This window comes from Shewanella sp. MBTL60-112-B2 (assembly GCF_019655055.1).
GTDB lineage: Bacteria > Pseudomonadota > Gammaproteobacteria > Enterobacterales > Shewanellaceae > Shewanella.
Genome location: NZ_BPFA01000044.1, coordinates 1 through 11,994, shown reverse-complemented (window position 1 = coordinate 11,994; position 11,994 = coordinate 1). Strand labels below are relative to the sequence as shown.

The window sequence follows — 11,994 nt, the reverse complement described above, 5'->3', positions numbered from 1 at the left end:
GAGCTCAAATTGTGTAATTTATATCTAGTCGATGACGATCAAGCAGTATTAGATTCTTTGACATGGATGCTAAAGGGTCTTGGATTCCAGCCTCTAGGGTTTTTATCTGCCGATAGTTTTTTAAGCCAAGTCGATATTCAAAGTGAGGCTATTGCGATCTTAGATGTGCAGATGCCAGGTATGGATGGTAGTGCATTATTAGCGCACCTCACTAAGGCTCAAAGCCCAATCGCTGTAATCATGTTAAGCGGTCATGGCAATATTGCTATGGCGGTACAAGCGATTCAAAAAGGTGCTTTAGACTTTCTTGAAAAACCAGTCGACGGTGACAAGCTAGTCGTGTTACTTGAGCAGGCCAAAATCCAAACACAGCTTAACTTACGGCGTAAACAGGCCCGCGAAGAATTAAGCTGTAAGCTTGAAGCTTTAACTCCTAGAGAGTATGAAGTGATGGAAAAGGTGTTAGAAGGTAAGCTTAATAAAGTGATCGCTGCTGAGCTTAATATCGCACAGCGTACCTTAGAGCTTCACAGGCAGAAGGTAATGCAAAAAATGCAGGTGAGTAATGTTGCTGAACTTGCGTATCTAATGGGCAAGAGTACCGATTAGCGCATTTCGTCTTATAGTAAATGCCCATTAAGCAATGCGACTTTTAGGGCTGCGTCTAAATTGAGCCCAGCGGGCGCAGAACTCCCAACCTTTGTCTTGGCATACAAGCCCTGCGCTATAACGGCTTTTGACTAAGAGTGTACTGTAAGACTTAATCTTGAAATAGTTATCAATCGGTTTTGAGCTCACCTTAGAGCTGGCTTTTTCTAAGGTATTGCTCAAAATAACCACCGCAGAAAACAAAGCGATCAACATAATAAAAGCATGTCTAAGCGCTCCGCTAAATCTTGACCAAACCAATACCTTACTCGCTGCCATCCATTGCCCTTATCTATCTGCTATTGAATATTAAGCATAACGTATATGACAACAGATTCAACGCATTGATTTGGCAGTGTTACGATTGTGTTTACAGGTGGCGGTAAACATATCGGCACTTAGCTCTTGTTAAAAGCCACTTTTTGGTAAGCATCTAAGTATTCCTGCTTAAGCTGAGTCAAAGCCGACTCTTCTCTGTTGTTACGACTACGTCCGTGCAGTGAGGACTCAACAAAGAAGGCGAACCAAGACTCTAATACCGCAGAATTTTCAGTTTCCCCTGCCGCTGACAGCGCTAGCGCGGCAACCTCAGCTGTACCGAGTTGAAAGTCTCGAGCCCCTTTTCTAAGTGCATAAGACGCGGTTGACTCTGGTGAAAATGAAAAAAGTGGTAAATGATGTAGATACTCACTCTTTCTAAACATTTTAATCGCTTCACGCCAGCTACCATCTAACAAGATAAGCAGTGGCTTCTTACCCGCAGGCAACAAAGATGGCTCTACTCGATCTACGACTTGCTGCCCTTCTACCGCATATTCAGACGGGAAGATCACATAAGGCTGATAACTGGGATCATTAATAATCGACAGCATCTTACGGTTAGGCTCACTACGAGACCAAATAAAAGCATGAGTATCTGGAATGATATCCGCAATTAAACGGCCACTATTACTCGGTTTAAGTACCTCATCGTCATACATGATGAGCATAAAGCCCAGTTCACTATCAATTTGCTTGCGATAACGACAGGTACAGAGCTTTTCTGCTAACAGACAAGATTGGCAGCGGATAATATTTTTACCTCTGGCGGTAAAAGGCCGAGAAGAGATTGCTTTTCTGTATTCATACAGACGATGAATGGCATGCTTTTGCAAAGTCATTTTAGCTAAAACCTTAAACAAAAAGCCTACACATAGGTAGGCTTTTAATGGTTAGTTAATCGGCATACTTATAGTATACGTCTTAACAAAAAATCTGCTTTCAGACGCTTAATACGCTTCATTATCTTACGCACTGGCGCAGGATAATTATGTAACGTTTCAATCTGACTATAGTGGAACAACCGCTCAGTATGCTCAAGAATATGCGCTTGTTCTTGTTCAAACTTCTCTTTCCAGCATTCATTATCGTCTTGCAATAACAAGCCATTCTCTAGATCTAAAGCCCAGGCTCTTGGATTGAGGTTACTGCCGGTGATCATATGACGATTACTGTCAGCACTGATCCCCTTCAAATGGAAGCTGTTACGGCCATCTTTCCAAAGATGGATGTTTAACTGGCCATTCTCAATCGCCCATTGCTGACGTTTGGCAAACTTTCTCAGCGACTGCTCATACATATAAGGCAGAGCGCCAATAGTTGAGAACTCTTCTTCAGGTGGGATATAAAAATCGTTTGAGGTTTTATCACCCACAACGATATCTATTTTCTTACCTTTGCGCAGATGCTTAGCTAATGCTCGAACCAAGATGTAGGGCGGATTAAAATAGGGTGTGCAAATAAAGAGTGAGTCTTGTGACTCCTCTACCATGGCAACAATCACCTTGTTTAACTTGTTTTTTTTACGCCCAAGACCTACTAACGGCGTGACGCGATTACCGATCCGAGTCTCACTGTAGTTGTACTCAGCTTTAGATAAACGGTGCTTTAAACTGCTTACTTCAGCTTTAGTCGGTAGCTGTTCAGTTTCTTTAGGCTGAGTCAATGAGCTGACTGCAACATCGTTCACTAAATACGTTTGGATCATTTCACGCATACTGCGAGCCAGCTCTGCAGACTCAATCACGTGATAGCGGTCAAAACGATACTTATCATTTTGATGAAGATAGATGTTATTTAAGCTTGCGCCGCTAAAGATCACCGTATCATCAATAATAAAGCCCTTAAGATGCAGTACTCCCATAAACTCTCGGGATTTAACCGGTACACCTAAGATATCGATTGGATGCTCGGCAGCCTCAATGACCTTGCGATACATGAAGTAATTGCCACTGTCACCCTTGTGGCCGATTAAGCCACGACGGGCACGATGAAAATCAACAAGGACTTTTACATCTAATGCAGGGTTCTGGTTTTTAGCCTCTATTAAAGCGGCAATAATTTCTCTACCCGCTTCGTCATCTTCTAAATAGAGTGCAGCGATATAAATAGAATGCGTTGCAGTTGCAATTCGAGATAACAATTCAGCTTTTAACGCTTTAGGCGTTAGCAGCCATGAAAGCGAATCTGGTTGTAGCGGTATGCCACCTAGCTTACTCAGCAAGGCTCTCTCCTTAATAGTGCTGACCATCTTTGTAATAAGTGCTCGGTTCAAGCTGTCTAAACATGACAATGACATGTTTTAGCCCCGGATAAACCTTTAGTAAGGCTTCACGGATAACCGTTTGTGCACGATGGTGTGTTTCGGGATCTTTTGGAAACCATAACACCTCGACTTGAGCAATATCTTTGATCTGTTCGCCATCGCGATAACTATTGCTGTTTATCCAATCGAGAATGAAAGACTCTGGTTTTGCCTGACAGATATCGGCTAATGCCTCAAGTAGGTCGATACTCAGTGTGGCAACTGCCGCTTCAGGTATTCCGCTAACTCTTATATGTGGCATAAAGATCCTCCTAGATAAGGGCATAGAAATTACCGATTTAAGTCAGTTTGAGCAAGGCTTTTCTGTTAATAACCCTCTCTAGAGCCAGTTTTAGATGGGTTCTTGCGCGGTTAGCCAAAATAATAGTCAGAATATGCTGGCTCATTCCATGACGATTTTTATATTTCAACAGCCTAAGTTTGCCAAAAGCGTCACTGATAATGACGCGCACTTTTGCTAATATGGCACTAGTTATTACGCTTTGGACAACTTGATGAATATTAAGACACTGGTAACCTTATTGATCGTGCTATTGGGTGCATGGAGCATATTTCATTTTAAAGCCCAACTGGGGATTTTAGTATTACCACTATTTTTCGGACTGGTTTTGTTTGTCACTTTTAGGCTGTATCGCTTGATGGAGAAAGACGATCCTAATAGCCCTGACTAGAATCCACTCAGGGCTCGCATAGCTATTTTGACGTTTTCTGTTTCTTCTTTTATCAGCTTTTATATAAGCTTGTCGCACATATCTTTACACATAGAACAAGGGCTCACTTTTGCATAAACGCGTTATTGCCTCCACTCTCAGCCTAGTGCTGCTTGCAGCTCCCGTATTAGCTAATGATTACTTAGCTAATATAGTTAAAGTCATAGAACCTAAGACCTCTCAAACAGCCATCGTTGTCAGCCCTCTTGATAGCAATGGTAAAGATCTAAAAGCTGAAGTGGAGTTTCGTAAGGACGCAGAGCGCTTGTTTGTTCCTGCTAGTACAATGAAGCTGCTAACAGCCGTAGCGGCTACTACGGCACTAGGCAGGGACTTTAACTTTACAACACAGATAGATTCTTTTGTCGGTATTAAAAACAGTCGTATTGAGGGTGACTTATTCTTAAGGTTCGATGGTGATCCAACACTGACAACAAACGATATAAGACAGTTATTTAAACAACTTCAAAAACAAGGCCTAAACCATATCGACGGTAACCTTTATTTAGTTGGCGATCAGCAAGAAACCCTCCAGGCACCAGGTTGGGTTTGGGATGACTTAGGGATCTGTTACGCCGCGCCTGTTTCCCGATATATCCTTAATCAAAACTGTGTCAAAGCCAAACTCGAACCGCGTCTTGCCGATAATCAGTCAACTCTTACGTTCAGCCAATTTGAACCTATTTCCATCACTAACTCCGCTATTTTCGACAAAATCGACAACATTCCTTTTTGCGAGTTAAGCTTACAACGCCATTCTAATAATCACTTTTCGTTATCGGGTTGCTACGCAGGCCAAAAGCCGTTGAAGCTAGCGATTGCCGTATCCGACCCAGCTCTTTATGCTCAAAATAGTCTGACTAATATGCTGGAAAACTTAGGGATCACCATCAAAGGCCGTGTTCTGCTAACCAGCAAAAGACCCGCGAATACCTTATTGCTAGCGCAGCACAAATCTAAGCCTCTTTCCGAGCTGACTGATATCATGTTGTTAAAATCAGACAATTTAATCGCAGACAGTCTGTTAAAGCGTCTAGGACAACATGTTTATGGCGTGTCTGGTTCATTTATTAACGGTAGCGCGGCAATGAAGCAGATCTTAACCAAGCAAGGGATTGATCTTAGTAGTGCCAATATTGTCGATGGTTCAGGTTTATCTCGCTATAACCTACTCAGCGCCGAGCAACTCAGCCAAGTTTTGCTACTAATCAAACAAGACAAACAACTGAACTTCTTAATTGATCAACTACCTATTGCTGGTAAAACGGGGACCTTAACTTATCGCCGCGGCTACACATCCACACCTTTGAAAGGTGTTGTGTTGGCGAAAACAGGCTCAATGATGGGAGTGGCGAACTTAGCAGGCTTTATTAAACAAGATGGACGTTTAACCCAAGCGTTTGTGATCTTAGAAAATGGACATAGTCCTTCAGTCAAAAAGACTGAAATAGCCCCTTTTAACGTGCTTTTTTTACAGTCTGTGGTCAAAAATAGACAGCCCTAATAGATGCAAAAAATTGATGCGTCTGCGCTAAAATCGATTTAAGAGATTATTAGCAACAGGTACCAACTGCAAATAAAAACGCCACTATTAAAGTGGCGTTTGGTTTTACAACATGAACTTATCGCAATGTGCGGCTAGAATAGATCGGCATTCATCTGCATAATTGACGCGTCACCCATACTCACCTGTGATAAGTGGAAATCTGCTTTAGCGAGTAGCTTGTCAAAATAGAAACGACTCAAGTGTGCTTTTTGCTGCTTAAAGTTATCGTCTTCATGATCATTGGCCGCATCAAGCATAGCCAGCCAGAAACAACCATAAAGGCTATAACCAAAGGCATCTAAATAGTCGACAGCGCAAGCGTTAATCAAAGCAGGTTGTGACAGTTTGTTTTCATTCACCTGTTTTGCAACGTCTAACAGTTGCTCTAATAAAGAGAGTACCTTAGCTTTGTCAGCATGGCTAACATGCTGATATCCATTAATGTTAGTCACTTGCTCAGCAATAAATTCTGACAGTGCAGCAACATTGTCACCGGTAACTTTACGGCCGAGGAAGTCAATCGCTTGAATGCCATTAGTGCCTTCATAGATCTGCGCTATACGGGTATCACGTACTAGCTGTTCAATTCCCGTTTCGCGAATATAGCCATGACCACCAAACACTTGCTGCGCCATGATAGCCGCGTCTAGCCCACGATCACTTAAAAACGCTTTTGAAACAGGTGTAAGTAGCCCCATAAAGCGGCTAGCCTTAGCTTTAACATCGGGATCTTCTGAGTACTTAGCTAAGTCTAATTGTTGCCCGGTATAGACAGATAATGCGCGTCCGGCGTCCGTTAAGGTTCTAATCGTCAACAACATACGTCTGACATCACCATGGACTATGATTGGATCGCAGCTAGCACCCGTTGGAGAGCCACCCGCTGCCACGCCCTGAACTCGTTCTTTCGCGTAGTCTGCTGCCATTTGATATGCAGCTTGTGAAGTCCCGAGTCCTTGAATACCAATAGCTAAACGTTCGTAGTTCATCATGGTAAACATACAGACCAGACCACGGTTTGGTTTACCAATCAGGTAACCCTCTGCATCATCGAAGTTCATCACACAAGTTGCCGAGCCCTTAAGCCCCATCTTGTGCTCAATAGACCCAACCGTCACCCCATTGGCATCACCTAGACTGTTATCAGCGTTCACCTTAATCTTTGGCACTAAGAACAATGAAATGCCACTGGTGTTTGGCAATTTAGCTAGCACCAAGTGAATCACATTTTCTGTTAAATCATGATCGCCACCAGTGATAAAAATCTTGCTACCTGTGATCTTGTAGCTACCATCTTCATTAGGCACCGCTTTGGTGCGGATATTACGCAGATCTGAACCTGCTTGTGGTTCAGTCATATCCATGGCACCAGCCCACTCGCCGCTATACATCATAGGTAGATACTGCTCTTTGATCTCCTCACTGCCATGGGCATGAATAGCGAGCGCAGCCCCTGCTGTTAATGAGCCATAAAGCGTAAACGCGTTACAGGCGCTATATGCCATCTCATCAACAAGTACACCTAGCATCTTAGGCATTCCCATACCGCCAAACTCTGGATCGCCACACAAGCCTACCCAGCCACCTTCTGCATATTGGTCATAGACAGCTTTATACCCATCAGGTGTGATCACCTTATCAGCTTCGTGACGTATCCCTTGCTCATCGCCACTGCGATTAATAGGATGGATCAGTTCTCGGCTAATCTTGTCTGCTTCATCTAAGATAGCCGCAGCAGTATCCATATCTACAGTTTCTGCCATTGCAGGCATTTCAGACCAAGTTTTTGGTGCATCAAAGACTTTTTCAAGTAAGAAGCGCATCTCAGCTAATGGGGCGTTATATGGGTTCATATAGGGCTCTTAAACAGTGGATTAAAACAGTTGTTTCAAATCTATCAGAAGTAACAACAAATGACACCCCTTTCGCGTTAAATCTTTTGCTAAAATCGACATCTGCATTTAATTAATTTTTCTGTTACCAAAATTATCTATTACTTAGCTAAGTACGTATTAGCTACTTACATATAAGCTAGGTACATAAACAGCATAGCCAGGTCGTGTATTGCAGCAGTAACCTTATTCTTGTGCAGCTTATAGATAATTATCATTCCAGTTATTTCTATACCTTTGCAATCATTGACTAATATTTAACTATCAGTTTGAATTAATTTCTATGGGGTCAACATGATCACAGCGTATTGCTATGAGCATCGCCAAGTAAATGCTATAAGTCTTAATGTTAATGAGCCTTTACCAGAAACAGCAATATGGCTGGATATATATCAACCTATTGAGGCGGAAAGGCTATGGTTATCCAGCTTTTCCTCCGATGTTGTGCCCGATAAGGAAGACAGAAATGAAATTGAGGCTTCTTCACGCTTTTACCAAAACAGAGATGGTCTACACGTTAACTCTCTATTCAGCCAAAAATCAGGCCAGTCACTAAGCTCAGTTAACATTTACTTTAATCTTAGAGAGCGGCTATTAATCACCATGCGAGATGATGATGAACGATTAATTGACTCATCATTAAGCCAGCTGCAAGAGTCTTCCACTCTACAAGTGACGCCGCTGCAATTATTCATCAAGCTTTTCAAGGCAAAAGTTGACCATCTAGCGGATCTGATAGAAGAAATCTATAGCACTTTGGAAAATGTTGGTCATGAAATATTTGAAAAAGAGCATATTGATGAGGTGTTTAGACTCATTACAAACAGAGAGGACACCAATGGTAAGATCCGTCTAAACCTGCTCGATACCCAACGTGCACTGAACTACATACTGCGTGATAATGAAATTAAACTGACTGACGATGAAACGAAAGATATTAATAATATGCTGTCTGATATCGCGTCGTTAATACCACATACTCAGTTTATTTTTGAGAAAATTAACTTTCTAATGGATGCCGCCATGGGGTTTACGGGATTACAGCAAAATAAAATCAGCAAAATTTTTTCTGTCACTGCAATTGTGTTTCTCCCACCCACATTAATAGCCAGTACTTATGGTATGAACTTTGAGAATATACCTGAGGTCCATTGGCACTATGGCTACCCATGGTCAATAGCACTGATGTTTGCCAGTGCTGCTGCGACCTTCTGGTTTTTCAAAATAAAGCGCTGGCTATAGATGACATTCAAGCTAATTGGGTTAACGGCAAACACATTTTTGGACAAAAGCTATTCACCACGAAGGACACGGAGCGCTACGCTACACGAAGAAAAGCAACAGCTAGAACAAAAACAACAGTAAAAGACTGGCATCAAACATTTTGATCTTTAGCTCTACGCTCTTCTCCGTGACCTCCGTGAAAGCGAAGCGCTTCGTGGTGAGATTAGTGCTTTTTAAAAGTTATGCTTATACGACAGAATTTCTTGGTGATCACAGATACTTCGTAAGCGAGTGGCGAACACCGTCTTCACTTTGATCTACAACGTCCTAAAATCTTTGCTATTACTTCAAAAAATAAGGGCGCGTAATGGCAAAGCATACACCCCAGCAATGGCAAGAACTCGTTAAGCTTCAACAACAAAGTAAACTATCCGTTACCGACTTTTGCCGGGAGCATACTCTTGTACCTAAATCTTTTTATTATCATCAAAGTAAAGCGTTAAAGACTGAGGCCACCTCGGGGTTTTCACAAGCCATCATTAAGCCAGATATTCCAGTGCCTATTGCCCAAAAAGGGCAAGTCATCACTCTAGCAACGGCTATTGGTGATTTGGTTTTCCCTGCTCAAATTTCTCCAACAATCATTATCGATGTCATCAAAGGCTTGCAGTCATGATTATGTTTCAAGCGCTAGCCAAGGTATACCTGTACCGTGACTTCATTGATTTTCGAAAATCCATCAATGGATTAAGTGCGGTGGTTGAGCAGGAAATGGAATTGCCTTCCACCGATGGCAGCGTGTTTGTGTTCTGTAATAGAAATCGAAATAAGCTCAAAATTCTTTATTGGGACAAAACCGGCTTTGCGCTTTGGTATAAACAGCTTGAGCGAGACAAGTTCAAGTGGCCAGCCAACATTAATGCCGAGCAGATGGTGTTATCTGAACAGCAGTTTCATTGGTTACTTTCAGGTTTCGATATTGTTGGTCATCAACACGTTTTCGTTGAAAGATATTGCTGATTGATCAGCTGTGAGAATGCTGATTTCATCAATCAGATCACTGCTATTGCCTATTTATACTCGCTTTTTGGTAAAATAATCGCATGACCAAAAGCATCCAAACTTTACTCGACGACAACGCTTTACTTCAACAATTACTGTTGGAGCAACAAGCGTTGCTTGAGAGTAAAGACAGTCAGATTTTTGAGTTGAACCAATCATATCAAACTTTACTGGAGCAATTTCGTCTCGCCCAGCATCATCGCTTTGGTCGAAGCAGCGAAGTGTGTGAGGACCAAGGTGAGTTGTTTAATGAAGCAGAAACACTGGCTGAAGACGACACTTTAGCTGTCGATACCACACCAGAGGCAGAAACCACTCCGCCAAAGACAAAAGAAAAACCTAAGCGTAAGCCGTTGCCGGAGCACTTGCCACGTGTTCAAGTGTTCCATGACATTGACGAAGCGGACAAGCAGTGTGATTGTTGCGGTCATCAGCTTCAAAAGATGGGCGAGAATATCAGTGAAAAACTGGAGTTCATACCCGCTAAAGTCAGAGTCATAGAAAATATTCGCTTGAAGTACAGCTGCCAGCATTGTGAAAAGCACGGTACCCAGAGCAACATCAAACAAGCACCTTTGCCAAGTAGCCCCATACCAAAAGGCTACGCCACTCCCAATTTGCTCAGCCAAATCATCACCAGTAAATATCAGTACGCCTTACCGCTCTATCGGCAAGAAATGCTGTTCAAGCAACATGGTATTGAGTTAAATAGAAAGACCATGGCCGACTGGATGATGAAATCGGCAGCCTTGTGTAAACCCTTATATGATTTACTGCACCAGCAGCTGTTACAGCAACCTGTTATTCATGCCGATGAAACCACGCTCAAAGTGATTAACGATGAGCGAGTGAAATCCTATATGTGGGTGTACTGCTCGGGTGCAGATGGACCGAGTATTGAGCCTAGATATCAAGGTTTGCGTAACATCGTGCTGTACGACTATCAAGATGGAAGCCGTGCCAGCACCTGCGTGAGCCACTTTCTTGCCACAGAGCAAACGGTGAGTGGTTACCTACAGGTTGATGGCTATGCGGCTTATCAGCGTGCAAGCGATAAACTGGTCGGCTGCTGGGCCCATGCGCGGCGAAAATTCAAAGAAGCATTAGTGGCGCAAGGAAAAAGCAAAACAGGCAAGGTGAGCAAGGCAGATATGGGGCTGAGCATGATAGCTAAGCTGTACCGAATAGAAACGCAAATCCAAGCGTTGAAGCTTGAAGAACGACTGTATTTTAGGCGTACTCACTCACGTGCCCAGCTGGCGATATTTAAACAATGGTTGGACAAGTCAGTCCAACAAGTCTCAAAGAGGAGTAAACTCGGCGAAGCCATTCAATACAGCCTCAACCAGTGGTCAAAGCTGAGGCGTTACACTGAAGACAGTCGGCTCAATATCGACAATAACCGTGCAGAGCGCGCCGTAAAACCATTTGTGATAGGACGGAAAAACTGGCTGTTCAATCACAACCACCGTGGCGCTGAGGCGAGTGCCATTTTATACAGCATGATAGAAACGGCCAAAGCTAACGGCTTAATCCCGTTCGATTACATCGAACACTGCCTAGAGCAGTTATCTTACGCTGACTGCGATCTCAATAAGCTCTTACCCTGGAACATGGCTTTAGCCAAGGCGTAATTCACCTGACGCTCACTGTGTACCTTTCGTAAGATTCGCCATACAACCGTTTCAGTTTGTATCATTACTTCGTTTTTGTAGCGCTGCAGATGCTGGTTTGTTAGCGTTTTGTCTTGAGGGGTTTCTATGAAGTTACTAGTTTCAATCATTTCTTTGATTTATTTATTAATATTTATTCCCAAATTTGGTGACTACTTAGTTGTTTTTGATGGTTTAGGAGCAAATCAAAGCAAGTATATTTTATTATTTTTGTATTTACTTGTGGTTGTGATGGCACATTTAATTAGCAAGTCCAGACCTGAACTATTTACATCTATGTTAATCATTATAGTGGTGATTACTTACAGTTCAGAATTTGAATACCTTAATGAAGGTGTAACAAAGTGCGGTTACTTCACCTTTGAAAAATCACCTGATGGTCTATCCGCTTTGACAGTCTATAAACAGCAAACCGCTATTAGCTTTAGGGTAAAAAATATTTTTTTATTCGATTTCAACGGTTCACTAGGAGAACCACATATTTACTTAGATAAGGGGGAGATTAAGTTCGAGTTACAAAATATGGAGGCCGAGTTTTCACAGTGTGATGCGTCAGGCAGCAAAACTAAATGGATGAAATTAAGAGATAAGGAAT

The 11,994-nt window shown here is 42.5% G+C and carries 13 protein-coding genes; 8 read left to right on the top strand and 5 right to left on the bottom strand.

What is annotated here, in order from left to right:
* Positions 1–9: 9 nt before the first annotated feature.
* Entirely contained in the window at positions 10–609 is a 600-nt protein-coding gene (locus tag K5Q73_RS19960; RefSeq protein ID WP_220764052.1) for a response regulator transcription factor, read from the top strand.
* A gap of 27 nt (positions 610–636) precedes the next feature.
* Here the strand turns inward: K5Q73_RS19960 and K5Q73_RS19955 are convergent, their stop codons facing one another.
* From K5Q73_RS19955 to K5Q73_RS19940, 4 genes are all read right to left on the bottom strand, one after another.
* A complete protein-coding gene (locus K5Q73_RS19955; protein ID WP_220764051.1) occupies positions 637–927 on the bottom strand; it encodes a hypothetical protein in 291 nt (96 codons plus the stop codon).
* A 119-nt stretch (positions 928–1,046) separates the two neighbouring features.
* Positions 1,047–1,808 carry a tRNA-uridine aminocarboxypropyltransferase gene (locus tag K5Q73_RS19950; protein WP_220764050.1) on the bottom strand — a complete coding sequence of 254 codons (762 nt, stop codon included), beginning with the start codon at positions 1,806–1,808 and terminating at the stop codon, positions 1,047–1,049.
* A 68-nt stretch (positions 1,809–1,876) separates the two neighbouring features.
* The gene (pssA, locus tag K5Q73_RS19945; protein WP_259650806.1) at positions 1,877–3,190 is read right to left on the bottom strand and encodes a CDP-diacylglycerol--serine O-phosphatidyltransferase; all 1,314 of its coding nucleotides are present in this window, start codon (positions 3,188–3,190) and stop codon (positions 1,877–1,879) included.
* A 10-nt stretch (positions 3,191–3,200) separates the two neighbouring features.
* Positions 3,201–3,533 (bottom strand): DUF1904 family protein, encoded by a 333-nt coding sequence (locus tag K5Q73_RS19940; protein WP_220764049.1) that lies wholly within the window; start codon positions 3,531–3,533, stop codon positions 3,201–3,203.
* 253 nt (positions 3,534–3,786) lie between these two features.
* On the opposite strand from K5Q73_RS19940, the gene K5Q73_RS19935 reads away from it, so the two are divergent.
* Positions 3,787–3,963: a hypothetical protein gene (locus K5Q73_RS19935; protein WP_220764045.1), complete on the top strand. Its 177-nt coding sequence runs from the start codon at positions 3,787–3,789 to the stop codon at positions 3,961–3,963.
* Positions 3,964–4,072: 109 nt separating this feature from the next.
* The gene (gene dacB / locus K5Q73_RS19930) at positions 4,073–5,506 is read left to right on the top strand and encodes a D-alanyl-D-alanine carboxypeptidase/D-alanyl-D-alanine-endopeptidase (protein ID WP_259650805.1); all 1,434 of its coding nucleotides are present in this window, start codon (positions 4,073–4,075) and stop codon (positions 5,504–5,506) included.
* 134 nt (positions 5,507–5,640) lie between these two features.
* Here dacB and K5Q73_RS19925 read toward each other — a convergent pair whose 3' ends face one another.
* Positions 5,641–7,401, bottom strand: coding sequence for an acyl-CoA dehydrogenase C-terminal domain-containing protein (locus K5Q73_RS19925; RefSeq protein ID WP_220764043.1), 1,761 nt, complete (start codon positions 7,399–7,401; stop codon positions 5,641–5,643).
* Between the two features lie 333 nt (positions 7,402–7,734).
* On the opposite strand from K5Q73_RS19925, the gene corA reads away from it, so the two are divergent.
* The 5 genes from corA to K5Q73_RS19900 form a co-directional block, all read left to right on the top strand.
* Positions 7,735–8,682: a magnesium/cobalt transporter CorA gene (gene corA / locus K5Q73_RS19920; protein WP_220764033.1), complete on the top strand. Its 948-nt coding sequence runs from the start codon at positions 7,735–7,737 to the stop codon at positions 8,680–8,682.
* Positions 8,683–9,031: 349 nt separating this feature from the next.
* A complete protein-coding gene (locus K5Q73_RS19915; protein WP_220764031.1) occupies positions 9,032–9,340 on the top strand; it encodes a hypothetical protein in 309 nt (102 codons plus the stop codon).
* Entirely contained in the window at positions 9,337–9,684 is a 348-nt protein-coding gene (tnpB, locus tag K5Q73_RS19910; protein WP_220764029.1) for an IS66 family insertion sequence element accessory protein TnpB, read from the top strand. Before K5Q73_RS19915 ends, tnpB begins: the two co-directional genes overlap by 4 nt.
* Before the next feature lie 83 nt (positions 9,685–9,767).
* Positions 9,768–11,360 carry an IS66 family transposase gene (locus K5Q73_RS19905; protein ID WP_220764027.1) on the top strand — a complete coding sequence of 531 codons (1,593 nt, stop codon included), beginning with the start codon at positions 9,768–9,770 and terminating at the stop codon, positions 11,358–11,360.
* Between the two features lie 126 nt (positions 11,361–11,486).
* Positions 11,487–11,994, top strand: a 508-nt coding sequence (locus K5Q73_RS19900; RefSeq protein WP_220766169.1) for a hypothetical protein, incomplete at its 3' end; no start/stop codon positions are given.

Coding starts and splice junctions, on each gene's coding strand:
- K5Q73_RS19950 (WP_220764050.1), bottom strand. CDS start 1,808: ATGACTTTGCAAAAGCATGCCATTCATCGTCTGTATGAATACAGAAAA.
- K5Q73_RS19955 (WP_220764051.1), bottom strand. CDS start 927: ATGGCAGCGAGTAAGGTATTGGTTTGGTCAAGATTTAGCGGAGCGCTT.
- tnpB (WP_220764029.1), top strand. CDS start 9,337: ATGATTATGTTTCAAGCGCTAGCCAAGGTATACCTGTACCGTGACTTC.
- K5Q73_RS19925 (WP_220764043.1), bottom strand. CDS start 7,401: ATGAACCCATATAACGCCCCATTAGCTGAGATGCGCTTCTTACTTGAA.
- corA (WP_220764033.1), top strand. CDS start 7,735: ATGATCACAGCGTATTGCTATGAGCATCGCCAAGTAAATGCTATAAGT.
- K5Q73_RS19935 (WP_220764045.1), top strand. CDS start 3,787: ATGAATATTAAGACACTGGTAACCTTATTGATCGTGCTATTGGGTGCA.
- K5Q73_RS19905 (WP_220764027.1), top strand. CDS start 9,768: ATGACCAAAAGCATCCAAACTTTACTCGACGACAACGCTTTACTTCAA.
- K5Q73_RS19915 (WP_220764031.1), top strand. CDS start 9,032: ATGGCAAAGCATACACCCCAGCAATGGCAAGAACTCGTTAAGCTTCAA.
- K5Q73_RS19940 (WP_220764049.1), bottom strand. CDS start 3,533: ATGCCACATATAAGAGTTAGCGGAATACCTGAAGCGGCAGTTGCCACA.